The sequence below is a fragment of the Posidoniimonas polymericola genome (genome assembly GCF_007859935.1).
Classification (GTDB): Bacteria; Planctomycetota; Planctomycetia; order Pirellulales; family Lacipirellulaceae; genus Posidoniimonas; species Posidoniimonas polymericola.
Window position 1 is genome coordinate 313,370 of the sequence record NZ_SJPO01000002.1, and the last position, 16,353, is coordinate 329,722.

11 protein-coding genes are annotated in these 16,353 nt (G+C 68.0%); 4 read left to right on the top strand and 7 right to left on the bottom strand.

The features are described from left to right. The first annotated feature begins 47 nt into the window (after positions 1-47). Positions 48-1,430 carry a bifunctional folylpolyglutamate synthase/dihydrofolate synthase gene (locus Pla123a_RS05310; RefSeq protein ID WP_146584616.1) on the top strand — a complete coding sequence of 461 codons (1,383 nt, stop codon included), beginning with the start codon at positions 48-50 and terminating at the stop codon, positions 1,428-1,430. A 111-nt stretch (positions 1,431-1,541) separates the two neighbouring features. On the opposite strand, the gene Pla123a_RS05315 is transcribed toward Pla123a_RS05310, so the two are convergent. From Pla123a_RS05315 to Pla123a_RS05335, 5 genes are all read right to left on the bottom strand, one after another. Then, positions 1,542-1,757 (bottom strand): hypothetical protein, encoded by a 216-nt coding sequence (locus Pla123a_RS05315; protein ID WP_146584617.1) that lies wholly within the window; start codon positions 1,755-1,757, stop codon positions 1,542-1,544. 689 nt (positions 1,758-2,446) lie between these two features. Further along, positions 2,447-3,367 carry a cation diffusion facilitator family transporter gene (locus Pla123a_RS05320; protein ID WP_146584619.1) on the bottom strand — a complete coding sequence of 307 codons (921 nt, stop codon included), beginning with the start codon at positions 3,365-3,367 and terminating at the stop codon, positions 2,447-2,449. Between the two features lie 3 nt (positions 3,368-3,370). After that, positions 3,371-4,729 carry a S41 family peptidase gene (locus Pla123a_RS05325; RefSeq protein ID WP_146584621.1) on the bottom strand — a complete coding sequence of 453 codons (1,359 nt, stop codon included), beginning with the start codon at positions 4,727-4,729 and terminating at the stop codon, positions 3,371-3,373. 21 nt (positions 4,730-4,750) lie between these two features. Next, complete coding sequence (locus Pla123a_RS24925) at positions 4,751-7,783, bottom strand: efflux RND transporter permease subunit (RefSeq protein WP_231956335.1); 3,033 nt, start codon at positions 7,781-7,783, stop codon at positions 4,751-4,753. Between the two features lie 150 nt (positions 7,784-7,933). Beyond that, a complete protein-coding gene (locus tag Pla123a_RS05335; RefSeq protein ID WP_146584623.1) occupies positions 7,934-9,199 on the bottom strand; it encodes a BBP7 family outer membrane beta-barrel protein in 1,266 nt (421 codons plus the stop codon). A gap of 263 nt (positions 9,200-9,462) precedes the next feature. Here Pla123a_RS05335 and Pla123a_RS05340 point away from each other — a divergent pair, with 263 nt between their 5' ends. Beyond that, on the top strand, positions 9,463-10,515 hold the full coding sequence (locus Pla123a_RS05340) for a transaldolase family protein (protein ID WP_146584625.1): 1,053 nt from the start codon (positions 9,463-9,465) through the stop codon (positions 10,513-10,515). A 44-nt stretch (positions 10,516-10,559) separates the two neighbouring features. Here Pla123a_RS05340 and Pla123a_RS05345 read toward each other — a convergent pair whose 3' ends face one another. Both Pla123a_RS05345 and Pla123a_RS05350 read right to left on the bottom strand, forming a co-directional pair. Beyond that, positions 10,560-12,440, bottom strand: coding sequence for a hypothetical protein (locus Pla123a_RS05345; RefSeq protein ID WP_146584627.1), 1,881 nt, complete (start codon positions 12,438-12,440; stop codon positions 10,560-10,562). 138 nt (positions 12,441-12,578) lie between these two features. Then, entirely contained in the window at positions 12,579-14,240 is a 1,662-nt protein-coding gene (locus Pla123a_RS05350; RefSeq protein ID WP_146584628.1) for a hypothetical protein, read from the bottom strand. 206 nt (positions 14,241-14,446) lie between these two features. Between Pla123a_RS05350 and Pla123a_RS05355 the strand changes: the two genes are divergently transcribed. Both Pla123a_RS05355 and Pla123a_RS05360 read left to right on the top strand, forming a co-directional pair. Continuing rightward, positions 14,447-14,884: a thiol-disulfide oxidoreductase DCC family protein gene (locus Pla123a_RS05355; RefSeq protein ID WP_146584630.1), complete on the top strand. Its 438-nt coding sequence runs from the start codon at positions 14,447-14,449 to the stop codon at positions 14,882-14,884. 555 nt (positions 14,885-15,439) lie between these two features. Further along, on the top strand, positions 15,440-16,297 hold the full coding sequence (locus tag Pla123a_RS05360) for an endonuclease/exonuclease/phosphatase family protein (RefSeq protein WP_146584632.1): 858 nt from the start codon (positions 15,440-15,442) through the stop codon (positions 16,295-16,297). Positions 16,298-16,353: the final 56 nt, after the last annotated feature.

Below are 16,353 nucleotides of genomic sequence, written 5' to 3' on the forward strand. Positions count from 1 at the left end.
CTAATAGGGGTAACCGCTCTGCTCGCATTCTACCAACGCTTAGCCGCATGGAACCCGCGCCCCCTACCACCCGCCGCGACGCCGCGATCGACTGGCTGCTCGGCCGCATCAACTACGAGCGGGTGGCGGTGATCCCGTACCAGGAGCGGCAGCTCAAGCTCGACCGGATGCGGCAGCTGCTGACGCGGCTCGGCTCGCCCGACGCGGGGATGCGGATCGTGCACATCGCCGGCACCAAGGGGAAGGGCTCTGTGGCCAAGATGACCGCCGCGATGCTGACCGCGGCCGGCTACCGCACCGGCGTGTACAGTTCGCCCCACCTGGAGCGGTTCGAGGAGCGGATCGCGGTCGACGGCCTCCCCTGCCCCGCCGAGGATCTCGTGGGGCTCGTCGAGCGGCTGCGGCCGGTGGTCGACGCGATGGACCAAGAATGCGGCGACCCTTCAGAGGGGCCGACGTTCTTCGATATCGCCACGGCAATGGCGCTGGTGCACTTCGCCGACCGTCGGTGCGACGCGGTGGTGCTGGAGGTCGGCCTGGGCGGGCGGCTCGACTCGACCAACGTCTGCCTGCCGGTGGTGTCGGTGATCACCAGCATCAGCCTCGACCACACCAAGCAGCTCGGCGACACCCTCGGCCAGATCGCCGGCGAGAAGGCGGGCATCGCCAAGCCGGGCGTGCCGCTGATCAGTGGCGTGACGCAGGACGAGCCGCGGGGCGTCATCACCGACGCCGCGCGGCAGCTCGGCTGCCGGCTGCTGGAGATTGAGTACGAGTTTGGGTTCGACTACCAGTCGGAAAAGAATTCCCCCAAGTTCTCGTTCTGGCAAGCCGACGGCGATCGCCGAATCGAGCACGCCCCGCAGCGGCTCGGGCCACGGGGCCGCCACCAGGCGCACAACGCGGCGGTGGCGCTGGCGGTGATCGGCGAGCTCCGGGACCAGGGCTGGTCGATCGCGGCGGACGCGTGCCGCGAGGCGCTCGCCAAGCTGCAGCTGCCGGGGCGGGTCGAGATCTTCCCGGGCGAGCCGACCATGATCATCGACACCGCGCACAACGAGGCCTCGGCCAGAGCTCTGACCGAGGCGCTCGCTGAACTCGACTGGGGTGGAGAGGGAATCCTGGTGCTAGCCGCCAGTCGAGACAAAGACACCCAAGCGATCTGCCGGGAGCTGGCCCCGGCATTCGACCGCGTTTTCATTACCCGATACTTGGAGAACCCGCGAGCGGTCGACCCACAGACGCTCGCCGCCCAGTACGGCGAAGCGGCCCAGGATCGGGCGGAAGTATCGGTGGTCGAAACCCCGGGCGAGGCTCTGGCGGCCGCCCTGGCCGCGGCCGGCCCGCACGACCTGGTGTGCGTGACCGGCTCGTTCTTCATTGCCGCGGAGCTACGGCCGCTGGTTGCGGCCCGCGGGGAGAAACGGTGAGGTGAAAGAGAGTTTCGAGGAGTCCCACCCCTGGCGGGGTGGGCTGGAACCACTTGCGACATTGTCCCGGGGCAGCCCACCCCGCCAGGGGTGGGACCAAACCAGCCGCGGCTAGCGATCGAGCACGGCCGAGCTCGCTTCGCCTTCCCAGTCGAGCGGCTCCCAGACCGAGTCCGGCTCTGCCTGCGGCGAAGAGCTGGTCGCTTGAGCGGCGTCGCGTTCCTCCCGGACCTCCCGCTGCAGCTTGCGGACCAGCGAGGCGATGTACGGGTCGGCCCACGGGACGAGGTCACTGGGGCGGAAGCGGGATTTGTCCGGCAGGTTCATGCGGTTAAGTTCGGCAGGCGCACAAACAACAGCACAGTTAATTGTCTTCTCAGCGACCATAGCAACGTACTCCAGAATTCCGAATGGATGGTTAGCGCCGGCTGAGCCAAGCGCGGTGGTTTTGAAAAGGGAACAGCGGCCTTGTGTTGCTCAAGCCTGACGGGTTTAGGCCTTGAAAGCAGAACTCGGGTCGCTGTGGTTGGCAGGGCGACTCACGCGGCGGTCCCAGCATTAGCGTCGTTGCTGAGACTTGCCGCGTGGCGGGCCGGCCCTCCCAAGGACGGCCCGCGGTGTCGCTCCTGTTGTCGTTCAAAACCCGGCTGGCGGTTGGGCCCGTGGTGGGCCTCAGCGAACCTGACCTGCCGGTGTGACCTCCGCCCCCTATCGCGTCAGTCGAGAAAGCCTTATTGCACGGGCTGTGCCAAACGCCCGGCGCCAGCGGGCAAGAAACGGGAAGAAAGTTGATGGGCGATCTCTAAGTCGCTTTGCACAGGCGTCTTACGGCGATTTCCCCTCGCGGGGCGCCAGCGCCGCTGGCGGGGCCGTTGGCGAGGGCGCATGGCGCCAACCTTACAAAGCGTTTTACCCGCCCGTTAAGCTGCGTGGTTTGCGGTGAGCTGGGCGGTCGCGGCGCGCTAGCAGTGGTGTGGTTCAACGCGTGCCGGCACGCGCTGTAGTCGGCCGGCTGGCTAGCCTTCGGCCGGGCAGCTCTCGCCCTCCAGCTCGACATCGATCGCCACGTGCGTCACGTCGAGGCCCGCAAGCAGCTTGTGGACGCCCTGCTTGACGCGGAGGATGTCGGCCCGCGTGCTAGCGGCGTCGAGCACCAGGTGGGTCGAAACCACGTGGCTCTCGCCGTCGAGCGTCCAGGCGTGCGTGTGGTGCGAGGCCACCACCCCGGGCAGGTCCCGCAGTCGGGCCTGCAACAACTCGGCGTCGAGCTCGCGCGGCGCGCTCTGCAGGAACACGGCCGCCACCTGCTTCAGGTTGCGGAAAACGTTGTAGAGCACAAACAGCGAGATCAGGATCGCCATCAGCGGGTCGATGATCGGCAGATCCCAGCAGGTCATCACGATGCTGCCGATCAGCACCGCCACCCAGCCGAGCGTATCCTCGAGCAGGTGCCAGGTGGCGACCCGCTCGTTCAGCGAGTGGCCGCCGTGGAGCTTCCAGGCGGCGAATCCGTTCATCAGCACCCCGACCACCGCGAAGGCCACCATGCCGGGGGCGTTTACCTCGGCCGGCTCGCGGAGCCGGCTGATGGCGCTGACCGCAACGAACCCCAGCCCGACAATCAGCACCACGCCGGTAATCAGGGCGCCGAGGCTCGAGAACCGCTGGTAGCCGTAAGTGAACCGAGCGTCCGCCTGCTTGGCGGACAGCTTCTGCAGCCGCCAGGCCAGGCCCAGCGACAGGCAGTCGCCCGCGTCGTGCAACGCGTCCGACAGGATCGCGACGCTGTTGGTGTACAGGCCGCCGGCGATCTCCAGCAGCGTGAACAGCAGGTTGAGCCCGAACGCCACGCCGAGGTTGGCCCCCGCGTCGTGGGAGTGCCCGTGACCCGCCTGGCCCGGGCCCGCGTGATCGTGGCTGGAGTGGTCTTGCGCCAAAACCTAGGCCCCGGCGTCGAGCTGCGACTGCAGGTACTCAACCGCTCGCAGCAGCGCCGCGTCCTCGTAGCCGGGGTCGACCTCAACGGCCTGGCCTTCGGCGTCGCGGTGTTCGATCTGCGGGGTGGATAGCACCTCGCCGGTGTCGGCGTCGAACACGATGAGGTCGCGCCGCTCGCGCCAGCGGAGGAAGTCGAGGTGCTCGTCGTCGGTCATCGAGACCGCCAGCTCAGGGTCGGGGCTGACGCCCCACGGGTCGGCCTCCGGGGCGTCCGACAGGCGGTGGATGTTGACCCCGCTCGGGCGCCAGTAGCTGCTGGTGGTGAGCTTCAGGTAGCTCGTGCCGGACTCCAACGGGAACAACCGCTGCACGGTGCCCTTGCCGTAGGACCGCTGCCCGCCGACCATTGCACGGCCGTCGTCCTGCAGGCAGGCGGCGACGATCTCGCTGGCGCTGGCCGAGTCGCCGTTGACCAGCACCACGACCGGCATCGCCAGGTAGGGTCCGTCCCCTGAGGCCTCGTACGACTCCTCGACGACGCCGCGGCGGCCGCGGGTCTCGACGATCGGGGCGCCCTCGGGCAGGAACAGGTCGCTAACGCCGATCGCCGCATCGAGCGCCCCGCCGGGGTTCTCGCGGACGTCCAGCACCAGGGCCTCGACGCCGAGCGTCGTGAGTCCCTCGAGCGTGGCCGTCAGCTCCGAGACCGTTTTCGAACCAAAGTTGGTTAGACGCACGTGCGCCACGCGGGGGTCCTCGTCCAGGCGGAACTGCCAGGAGCCGTCCGACAGCCGCCGGTCGCCAAACACCGAGGCCACGCTGATGGTGTCACGCACCATCGGCAGGTCGACGGGTTCGGTCTCGCCGTCGTGCAGGACGCGGAGCACAATTGGTTCGCCCACCGGCCCCCGCATCAACTCGATCACCTCCTGCATGCCGAGCCCGGCAGTCGGGTGGGTGTCGATCTGCACCACGTGGTCGTTTGGCTTCACCCCGGCCAACGCCGCGGGCGAGCCGGGCTCGGGGATGCCGACCAGCAGCAGCCGGGCCGGGTCGCCGGTCATCCGGATCCGCACGCCGATGCCCCCGAACTCCTGCCGCATCTCGTCCATGAACGGCTGGGCGCGGCGGGGGCCGATGTACTGCGAGTGCGCGTCGCCCTGCTCGTTGAGCACCGCCACCATGCCGCGCATTGCGCCGTTGATCAGGGCGCGGCGCGACGGGGGCTCGAGCGACCAGTCGTTGATCGTCGTGTAGGCCTGGGCGACGTAGCCCGACTGGGGGCTGGTCCCGCCGCGCATCCGGCACAGCAGCGAGGCCGCCAGCACGCACAGCAAGAGCGAAAGGTTGCGGCGGGACATGGTGGTCGATTCGGTGTCGGATCAGCGGGGTGTTTCGCGGCGGCGGAGGCTCTGCAGCTTGGACCGCAGGGCCGCGTTCGACGGGGCGAGCTGCGAGCCGTCGGGCGTGTCGGCCGGCGTATCGGAAGTGGCGGGCGACTCGGCGGCCGTAGTGGGGGAGGCCGTCGAAGGGGAGGCCGTCGAGCGGGCGGCCCCTTGCTCGGACACGGCCGCAGCGTGCTCGGGACGCGCCGCGGGGACGAACGGCGCGTCGGGGTCCGGCACGGCGAGGGCCTTGGGGGCGAAGCACCAGCCCAGCGGTCCGCACAAGATTGCCGGCAGCATCAGCAGGTCGCCTACCAATGCGGCGCCCAAGATCGTGATCATCAGCGTGCCGAACTGCTGCGTCGGGGTAAACGTGCTGGTGGCGAACACCGCCAGGCCGAGCCCGGCGATCAGCGTGGTCTGGACCATGGCGACCGCGCACCGCTCGTACGCGAGCCTGGTCGCGGTCTGGCGGTCGTGGCCCTCGCGGATGTGCCGGCGGAACCAGGTCAGGAAGTGGATGGTGTCGTCCACCGCGACGCCGAGCGCCACGCTGGCGGTCATCATGATGCCGATGTCGACCTTGATGCCGATCCAGCCGATCGCGCCGAACACGATGATGATCGGGAACACGTTGGGGATCATCGAGATGACGCCGCCGGCGATGTTGCGGAACAGCAGCATCATCACGCCCGCGATCAGCAGGGTCGCCCAGCCAATGCTCTCCCGCAGGCTGGCGAGCAGTTCGCGCTGCGTCTTGTAGACCAGCGGCACGATGCCGGTGTACACGGCGTGCAGCGAGGAGTGCCGGTCGAACGCGACGCTGGGGTGCGGCACGCCGGGCTCCTCGCCCGTTAGCGGGGCGATCACTTTCAGGTTCGGCGCCAGCTTCGCAAGCTCGGCGGCGGCCTGGGCCGTCGGGGCGACCACCGCGTCTTGGGCGGCGAGCGCTTTGAGGCTGGCGGCCCGCGTCTGTTCGTCGACCCCGGCGAGCTGGTTGAGGCTCAGCGGGCTGACCTTCATCCGGAGCTGGCGGATGCCGGGCCCGGTCTCGTCGAGCACGCTGATGAACATCCCGGCCGGCTCGCTCGGGTCGAGCGGCTGCTCGCCCTCGCCTTGGTAAACAATGCAGACCTTTGCGCCCCGCAGGCCGGCGCCCTCGTCGTGCAGCTGCTTGACGAGTTGTGAGCGGAGCGTGTACGTGGTGAGCACCGGCTCGACCGCATCGCGGAGGTCGTTGACGAACTGGCCGTAGTCGATGTCCTTGAGCGCGGCGACGCGGGCGCTAACCCGCCACAGCTCGCGGGGCTGCTCGCCCTCGGGGGTGATCTCCTCCCGCATGTACTCGACCAGCTGGCCGCGGTTTGCCTCGAGGATGCGGCTGGTGGTGGAGATCGCCCGGCTGTTGAAGATCCCGTTGCCCCCCTCCTCTTCGGGGCCGAACGACGCCGCCGAGAGGGCCCGGCTCACCTCGTCGAGCGACTCGACCCGGCGTTCCAGCCGCTGCGCCATGTGCATCCGCTCGTACATCGACATGCGGTACTGGCCGTCCGGTCCGACGGCGTCTTCGTCGGCCTGCTTGAGCTGGTCGGGGGTCAACGCGACGACCACCTCCATGGGCACCAGGTTGCCGAGGTGCTCCTCGAGCCACGCGTAATCGTGGATCAGGTCGACGTCCGGATCGAGCAGCTTGAGCAGCTGGACGGAGGTCTTGATCTGCGGCAGGCCGAGCGCGAGCAACGCCATGGCGCCGAAGCAGCCGGCCGTCACGAGGCCGTGCCGTGTGGTGACAAACGCCACGTACCGGTGGGCCCACGGCGGCAGCACGCCGCTGTGGCCACTGGAGTCGGGGTGGTCGTCCCCACGCAGCTTGGGCGGCGCGACGTGCAGGAAAACCGGCAGCACGGTGAACAGGATGGCGACCGTCACCATCACGCCAAGCGCGGTGAAGCCGCCGAACTTCATGATCGGCACGATGTCGCTACCCGCCAGCGAGCCGAGGCCGACCGCCGTGGTGAGCGCCGCCAGGGCGCACGGGCCCCAGCCGATGCGGACGGCGCGTTCGACGGCGCCGGCGATGCCGTGCTCGTCACGCTCGTCGCGGTAGTAGTTGACCAAGTGGATCGCGCCCGCCAGGCCGAGCACGTACACCACCGCGGGCATCGAGAGCAGGATGGCGTCGACCGTGCCGATCCGCGGCCGGTCCATCTGCATCAGCCACGACTCCCAGACCACGCTGTAGTAGTAGACGCCGGCCAGGCTCGCGCCGGCGCTGATGCCGGCGACGGCAAACACGGCCAGCGTCGTCGCGACGCTGCGGAAGAACCAGAAGGCTAGCGACAACCCGACCACGCCGGAGAGGATCGCCAGCCGCCGCAGGGTCTTCTCGCCCTCGATATCGATCGTGATGTTGTCGACCGGCGGCCCGCCCAGGTGCAGCTGCTCGGACTTGACGCCGCACTCGTCGGCGGCGATCGACTGCACCGCCGTAACGGCGGTGCGCATGTTGAGGTTGCTCTCCTGCGAGTAGCTCGACAAGTAAGCGATCAGGCAGGTGGTGCGGGAGTCGGCGCCGAGCGACTCGCCGTCGGCGCCGAGCTTGGGGGGGCCGATCAGGGCGCCCTCGAGCCGCTTGATGGCCGTGCGGGTCGGCAGCCGCGCCGGCTCTTGGGTGAGGGTCTCGATCATCTCCGGGCCGGTGATGACCTTGGAGAAGAGCGGCTTCCCCTCGACCTCGGCGGCGCGGAGCTTTGTGGCGAGCAGCCGCAGCTTGTCCGTGTCGCCCAGCGTGCAGCCGTCCCAGCTCGCCAGCACAAATTGGGCGCTGATGAAGTGGTCGCGGAACCACAAGAGGTCCTGCGACTCCGAGTAGCTAGCAGGCAGCCAGTCCGCGGCGTTGTTGCTGTTGGTCTTGATCGACTGCTTCACGCCACGGGGGATGAACCCCAGCAGGAAGCAGGTCGCAACAGCGATCAGGAGCCAGTTAGAGACCCCAAACGAGCGGCGGGCGAGGAACGATTCTTGCGGCATGGGTTTGGCGTGGCGGGGCCTGGAGCGGCCCCGCCGATCGGGCGGGGCGTCGCAAACAACCAGCGTAAGCCTTTCGCCCGCGGGAGTCTACGCCGCTAGGGGCGGGTCGGCCTCCCACCGCGGCGGCCAGGTCCGCCTAACCCGCACCCCCTACCAGTAGAACTCGCCGCCCAGCGTCAATCCGTGCATGAACGGGTTGCCGGAAGTGACCACCTTGCCGTCGTTTGGCGTGAAGTTCAGCTGGTGCGGCGCCAGTCCGACCGCGGTCACGTACATGTACTCGTAGCCCGCCCGGATGCTCACGTTCGGTCGCAGGTGGTAGCGGCCGAGCAGGCCGCCCTGGATGAAGAACGGCATGCTGCCGGTGCGGTCGCTGTTGGCGAAGCCGATGTCGGTCCGGGCGTCGCCGGTGACCGGGTCGGTGTAGGTCAGGTTGGAGTTGCTCTTGGCGTCGTTGAAGGCGAAGCCGCCGCGGGCGAACAGGGTCACGCTCCAGCGGTGCGACTCGTACGCCACGCCGCCGCCGGCCTGGAAGCCGAACATGTCGTTGTTGGTCTTCACGTTGTACTGTCCGGTTTCGCCGGTCAGTGGGTCCGCGTTGCCGGGGACACTGATGATGTCGTTCGCGGTCCAGAAGATGTTCTCGGAGAGGTCGATGTACCGCATGCCCGCCAGGCCGTGGTAGGTGACGCCCGAGTTGGCGCGTCGCACCCACTGGCCGTCCGGCTGCAGCTCCATGCGGTCGCGTTCCATGCGGCTGGTGACCGTGTAGTTGAGCTCGAACGAGTTGAGCTGGCTGCTGTAGGAAGCGTCCATGCTCGAGGCGCCGTCGAAGCTGATGGAGGCGGCGCCGTCGATGGTGAACGGCACCTGGATAGCGTTGGCGTTGTTCGAGTCGAGGTGGCACGACGCAACCGACTCGCCGCCGCCCATCACGTTGAACTCGAAGCGGTGGTCACGGTTCTCGCCGTCGCGGAACAGGAAGCGGCTGAGGTTCAGCCGTCCCGACGCCGCGGTCGGCATGGTGCGGCCAAATCCGATGCTGCGGAGCGTGTTCGGGTTGAAGATCGATCCGTCGGTCGCGATTGTCTGGTTCGCGATGTCCCACTTGCGGACAAACACGAAGGTGTCGATCTCGGCGGCCCACCAGCCGCGACGCAGCCAGGTGCCGGAGCTCTCCGGCGCCGCGGGGCAGGAGTCCCACAGGTTGAACGAGTCGGTCGTGAGGTCCGACACCGGCGAACCCGGCTCGGAGTACACGTACTCCTCGATGCTCGGAGCCTCGCCGCGCGGGACCTCTTCGTAGAAGTCCATCGGCAGCGGAGGGGTTTCCTCCGCACGCGTCTGGCCCGGCGCGATGAGCAGCGCCACGGAGAACAGAGTCAGAACTTTTGCAATGCCTACGGTGTTGGTCACCTGTCGGACCTCCTCGCTTGTCCCCGCGCCGCCTACACTTACCGGCGGGCGCGGCCCGGCGGTCGGTAGTGGGCGGGGAGCAGATTTCCCCCCGGAAGCAGGCGGATACTTCCGTCTGCCTGCGACTGTTCATCGACCACGCTTGCGCCCTAGTTCAGGAATTACCGGTAGAATCGCGAGAACCGTGCCAACCGGCGCATCTGGTAAAGGTTGCCAGGCGCCAGCACGAGTCGCCCCCTTCAAATCCACGGAGTCGGCCAGGAATGTCCACGCCCATCGAATCGCTCATCGCCACGGGGACCAAGCTGTGGCTCGATTCTGTCGAGCCACAGCTCGTGAAGCAGAACCGCGCTCTCGGGGCGACCGGGGCGACCAGCAACCCGATCATCATCTCCGGCCTGATCAAGACCGGCGACTTCGACCAGCCGCTGGCCGACCTGCTAGCGGACCCGGAGCTGTCGGTCGCGGACGCCGCTTGGCGGCTGACCGACCAGATTGTCAAGGACGCGCAGGCCGAGTTCCTGCCGGTGTGGAAAGAGACCGCCGGCAACGACGGCTGGGTCAGCTTCGAGCTCGACCCGCTGCTCGAGGACGCCGACTGCACGCTGTCGACCGAGCAGCGCGCCGCCCGGTACATCGAGCTCGGCAAGCAGTGGTCCGCCGGCTGCGAAAACCGGATGATCAAGATCCCCGCGACGCCCGCCGGGCTGGCCGCGATCGAGGAGCTGGCGGCCGCCGGGGTGACGCTCAATGTCACGCTGATCTTCAGCGAGCGGCAGTACCAGGAGGCCCGCGACGCCGCCTGGCGTGGCGCGCAGCGGCGTGGGTCGCTCGACGCGTTCAAGAGCGTCTACAGCATCTTTGTATCGCGGATCGACGTCTACACCGAGCAGCACGTCGCGCAGCTCTCCGACGCCGCGCAGGGACAGGTCGGCACTGTGAACGCCAAGCGGCTGTGGAGTCAGAACCAGGAGTTCTGGTCCGACAAAGCGACCAAGCTCGATCAGGAGATCGTGTTCGCGAGCACCGGCACGAAGAAGCCCGAGGACCCGCCGTGGAAGTACGTCGCGGCGCTCGCCGGCAGCGACATCCAGACCAACCCGCCGGCCACCAACGAGGCCGTGCAGGAGAGCGGACAAAGCTTCACCCGCCAGGTCGACCAGCTGCCGCCGGACGAGGTGCTCGCCGAGATCGACCGCGAGGTCGACTTCGAGCACCTCGAGCGGATCCTGATGGAGGAAGGGCTCAAGAAGTTCGCCGACCCGCAGCGGGCGCTGCTGGAGCTGGTGGAGTCCCGCCGGGCGGACCTTGGCTAGCGTACGAACCAGCTCGTGATCAGCCCAGCTAGCGGCTCACCCAGCTAGCGACTGATCCAGTCGAGTGACATCCACCCGGCCATCGCGTTGACCCCGGTAGCGAGCAGCTCGCCGCGGCCCTCGCGGAGCTTGATCGGCCCCAGGTCGATGAAGTCGGGGACGCCCTGCTTGCCGTCTCGCGGCTTGTTGAGCTGCGCCTCGAGATTGCGGCGGAACGCGACCTGACGCGAGGTGAGGCGGCGGCCGCTGCTGGGGTCGAAGTCGGTAGGGAGCGCCTCGACCCTGCCCTTGCGGGCCAGCACGGTGCGGCCGTCGCGCACCGCGGGCTCGAAGCGGAGGATGAGGTCCCAGCCCTGAAACGCGTCCTCGCCCGCGGCGAGCTCCGCGGCGTGCAGGATCACCTCGACCTCGTTCTGGTCGAAGCGGAACGAGAGCGGGCGGTTCCGCCGGAAGGTAAGCGCCCACGGCTTGAACTCGCTCGGCTTGGCCTGCTCGGTGTCTTGCGCGCCCTGCCGGGCGAGCCTGGTCGCCCAGTCGGGGACCGGCACGTCGACCTTGGTTGGCTGGTCGGCCGATTCACGGGACACGGTCGCGCCGCTCAGGATCGACGCGGCGATGTTGTTGGCGGCCGACTGGTGCAGGCGGAGCGACAGGTCGTCCGCCGGCGGCGTGGTCGGGCCGGCGGGCGCCGCCAGCTGCCCGCGCTCGGCCTGCAGCACCCGCACCGACAGGCGGTCGCCGCCGGTGTGGAACTCGAGCCGCCGCGGCTCCGCGTGCCGGCGTTTCAGGGGGGCGATCAACTCCTGCTCGAAGTTGCGTCGCGCGACGGCCAGCTCTTGGTTTAGCTGCCGGTCGAACTCGGTGCGCAGGCGGCCCTCGGCGCGGTCGGCAGAGATCGCCTCGGCTTGGGCCTTCTGCTCCGCAACTCGGCGGCGGGCGACCGACTGCACGATCCGCTGGCCGAAGCCGCCCCCCTTCTTGCAGATCGCGGTGGTTGTGGTGTTGGTGGTGGCGTCGAACGTCGAGCTAGCCGACGAGAAGTTGGTGCGGGTGATCTCGACCAGCTTGCTGCCGGTGAACGCGGTCAGGCCGTCGCTGTGGATGACCGCCGGCCCGTTTACGCCGACCGTCTTCGACTGCGTGGCGCCGCTCATCGTAAACAGCAGCCGCGCCGAACCCACCGACGGGAGCGTCGTGACAGAGAGCTGGCCGTTGGTGTCGCCCGTGCCGGTGATGCGGGTGCCGAGGATGACCTCGCTCACGGGCCCAACGTCGTGCACCGGGCGGCGGACCATCTGCTCGAGCAGCCGCTCGGAGAGGTCGACATGGAGGTTCGGCTCGCTGAATCGGACCGCCAGCGTGCGTGCCCGCTCGCCGCCGCCCGGCGCGCCGCGGAAGAAGTCGAGCCGCTGCTCGACCGCGTAGCTCGCCCGCGCGTCGATCAGGTTGGGGTCGGTGTCAAGGATCTTCTGCAGCTGCTTGGCCTGTTGATCGGCGAAGGCCGCGGCGTCGGGCAGCGTGCCGACCAGCAGCAGGTCGAACAGCCGCCGCGCGTCGAGGGCGAGCTGCTGGAACTCGGGGAGTTCGAGTCCCTTGTCGCCGGAGGTGAGGCGGTCGATCGACTCCTGGAGCTCGGCCAGCGTGGGGTCGGATCCGTCGGTGGCGAAGCGCTCGAGCGTTTTCCAGCGGAGGAACTTCTTCCAGCCGTCCAGCTTCGAGGAGCCGACGCCAACCCGCCGCTCGAACCGCTCGAGGCTGCCGGCGAGCGCCGCCCGGGCGCCGGCGATCTCGTCGGCGGTGGGGGCGCGGACGCCCTCGCTGACGGCGGGCGTTGGGGCCTGCGCTGCGCCGGGTGAAGGCACGGACAGCAGGCAGCAGAAAGTCGCCCCCCACAGCAGGGAGCGTCGCAGCAGGGAAGATTTCACGGGGGCCGCCGGCGGGAGACTGTGTTGCTGGGTCTAGGTTAGCAACCAGTATAAGTGCCGACGCAGACAGCGGCCAATCGACCGCCCGCCCGCGGCCGCCGGGACGTGGGCGGTGGGCAGGGGGACGCGCCGACGGGGCTACAAATCCGCGCGGATTTTGCTGAAGAACTCCTGGGCGTGGTCGCGTTGCGGCCGGGGTAGTCGTTCTTCGCTCAGGGCCTCGGCCTCCTGCTCGACGCCGCTCGACAGCTCATCTTTGATCGACTGCATGACGTCGCCCTTGATGTTGGGGCCCTCGACCTCGCCGGTGATCACCGAGGCGCCGTTCTTCGGGTCGTGCTTGACGCGGGTGTCGCGGAGGTTGGTGGGGTTCTCCTCGTCGGGACGCGGGCCCTTGCCCTGCCCCTTGCCCATCCCCATGCCGGGGGGGCCCTCGTTCATGCCCAACCCCTGACCCATTCCCTGGCAGGCCTCGCAGCCTTGGCCCTGGCACTGCTGGCAGCCCATCTGCTGCTTGGCGACCTCGATCTGCTCCATGGCGCCGTCGAGCATCTCCATCTCGGCGTTCTGTTGCTGCATCTGCTGGAGCTGCTGCTGCATTTGCTGCATCGCCTGGGCGGCCTGCTGCTGGTCGCCCTGCTGCATCGCCTGCCGGGCCTGCTGCATCTGCTGGGCCATCTGCTGCAGCTGGTTCATCTGGGGCTGGTTCTGCTGCATCTTGTCGAGCTGCTGCTGAAGCTGCTGGGCCTGCTGCTGGTTGCCCTGCTGCTTCTGCTGCTCGATCTGCTTCTGGAGGTCCTCCATCTTCTGCTTGTGCGCGTCGGCAGCGGCCTGCAGCTTCTTCTGCATCTGCTCGAGCTGCTTGGCAAGCTGCTCGGCCTTCTCCGGGGGCATCTCGCCCTTGGCGAGCTGCTCTTGCATCTTCTTTAGCTCGTTGATCGCCTTCTTCCAGTCGCCCTCCTGCAGCGCCTTGGCGGCCTTGTCGGCCGGGCCGGCGCCGATGTCCTTCATCGCCTCGAGTTCCTTCTGCAGCCGGTTCTTGTCGCCCAGCTGCTGGCGGCGCTGCTCGAGCTGCTTGGAGAGCTCGTTGAGCTTGACGGTCGACTTCTTGCGGTCGGCGAGGTCCTCGTTGTTCAGGTTCTTGGTCCCCTCCATCACCTGTTTGAGCACGCCGGTCTTGTCTTCCAGGCCCTTCTTCTCGGCCTCCTTCTTCTGCTCCTCGAGCTTCTTGCGGAGGTCCTCGATTGACCGCTTGGTCTGTTCCTTTTGAGCCTCGGGCGTGATCGGGGTCGCGCCGGTGGTGCTCATCGCGGTCTTGTTGCCGACAAACGCCATCAGGCAGAACGCGATCACGGCCGGCGCAAGCGGCAGCCAGGCGTTGCGCGGCGGGCGGACGTGAAACTTCTCGCCGATCTCGATCCGGCCGACGCTGTGCACGGCGTCGTTCATCAGGGCCTGGCCCGCCTCGGACTCCAAAGCCGACTCGGGGAGCGACAGACTGCTCGACACCCGTTCGCGGAGGCCGTAGCGGCGGTCGATCTCGATGGCGGCCTCAAGCGAGCTACGCCGCTGCACCGCGGTCCACACCCCGGCGGTGATGAGCGCGGCCGCGGCCCCGCCGATCAACCAGTACTGCGCCCACATCGCGGGCAGGTTTTCGACTACCAGTACCTTGGGCGCCGCGATGGCGATTGCGGCCACGGCCAGGGCCCCGGTCAGGCACCACACCAGCCGGCGGACGAACTGCTCCATCACCAGGCGGCGGTGGGCGGCTTTAACTTGGGCGAGCAAGGTGTCCATGACGTTCCGCTCCGGTTCGTAGGGATTCGACCCAAGATTATACGGGCAGCCCAGCCGCGGGCCCACGGTTTCTTGGGTTCTTGGGGCCCACACGGGCCGATTTCCAAGGTTCGCGGTTCTGCCAGTAGCGATCGACCAATTGGGCAACGACCATTGTCTGCGCAAATAAGGTAGAATCGAACATCCCAGCCAGATTTAGTCGCCCCATGACAGAAAACCCCGCAACCGCCGTGACGCCGCCGTCGCCCGCCGAAAGGCCCTTGGCGGAAGTCGTGATCTACGACGGACACTGCAACTTTTGCCGGGCCCAGATCAAGCGGCTGCAGTGGTGGGACTGCCAGGGGAAGCTGGCGTACCTCTCGCTGCACGACCCCGAGGTCGGCCGACGCTGGCCCGACCTTCCCCAAGAGCGGCTGCTCGACGAGATGTGCCTGGTCGATCGCCAGGGCCATCGGCACTGGGGCCCGGAGGCGTTCCGCTACCTGACCCGGCGGCTGCGTCGGCTGTGGTGGGCAATGCCGCTGATGCACCTGCCCGGCGTGATGCTGCTCGCCAAGCCGGTGTACCGCTGGATCTCTCGGAACCGCTACCTGATCGCCGGTCGCACCGACTGCGACTCTGGCAGCTGTTCGCTGCACCGCTAAACCGCCCGTTCCAGTGGCGGGGCGCGTCGCCAGTCGAATCGTGGCGTCTCGCGATTTCGTTGTGGAATTGACCCTCGGTGCGCGGTCCAATGGTGAGGGCGGTAGACCGACATGGTTCGCTACCCGGTGAAACGGAACCAGTGAAACAGCTGCCGGCGGAAGCCGGCAGCCGGAGGGCGTCCCCTGCGCGGTCGGCGAGGGATGCCGACACGCGGGTCGCTCCCAGGGGTCCGCCGATGCTCAACGCTCAGTCGACGCCGGGCGAAGTTCGCGCGGAGGTTTTGTCCCCTCCGCGCGATGTTTCGGACAAAACCCCCCACCGCGGGACCGAGTCGGGCATCGCGTCTGAGGCTTGTATAGCAGGGCAAGACGTTTCGGGGATCGGTCGGCGGCCAGCTGGCGTTAGAATTGGCGGCGGACAAAACCCTCAACGAGGCGCCCATCAGCCGGCCGGCAATCGCCGACGCGTGGCTCGCCGGCCGCGGGCTGTCGGAAGCCCCAGTGTAGGCGGAAGTGTTGATAACGACAGGCTCTCCAAGAAAGCAGAAGGGCGGCATGCAGATCATTCAGTGGGCGGCAGTGGGCGTCGCGATTCTCGGAATAGCGGCCACGCGGGCGGCGGCCGACGAGCCGCTGAAGGCGATGACCTTCAACATCCGCTACGGCACGGCCAACGACGGCGAGAACCGCTGGCCCCTCCGCCGCGAAGCGGTCGCCGAGACCATCCGCCGCTGCGACCCAGATCTGCTGGGCGTCCAGGAGGCGCTCGACTTCCAGCTCGACTACCTAGACCAACAGCTCGATGGCTACGAGGTAATCGGTGTCGGCCGCGACGACGGCCGCCGACGCGGCGAGTTCGCGGCCCTGCTGGTCCGCAGCGACCGTCTGGAAGTCGTCGACTGGGGGACCCGCTGGCTGAGCGATCGGCCGGAAGAGCCAGGATCCAAGACCTGGGGGGGCGATCTGCCGCGAATCTACACCTGGGCAAACCTCCGCGATAAGCCGTCTGGCCGAGAACTCCACGTGGTGAACGCCCACTGGGACCACCGCTCGCAGGAGTCGCGGGAAAAGAGCGCCCAGGCGATTCTCGAGCACCTGGACGGCGTCGCGAGCGGTCGCGACTTGGCGATCGTAATGGGCGACTTCAATGCCGGGCCAGAAAACCCGGCGATCCAGCAGCTTAGGGCAGACGGTTCAGGGCTCCGAGACACCTGGGCCGCCGTTCACCCAGACGCCGCCCGACCGTCGACCTTCAATGGCTTCCGGCTGCCCGCCACAGGACCGCAGATCGACTGGCTGCTGGTGGGACCTGGGTGGCAGGTGCAGTCGGCAGCAGTCATTCAAAATCTGATCGAGGGGAAAATGCCGTCGGATCACTTCCCAATGACTGCGGTGATTCGGACGTCAGATTGACGTAAACCTAATCTGGGAAACGGATAACTGCAGTTGGCCGCGATGCCAATAGCCGC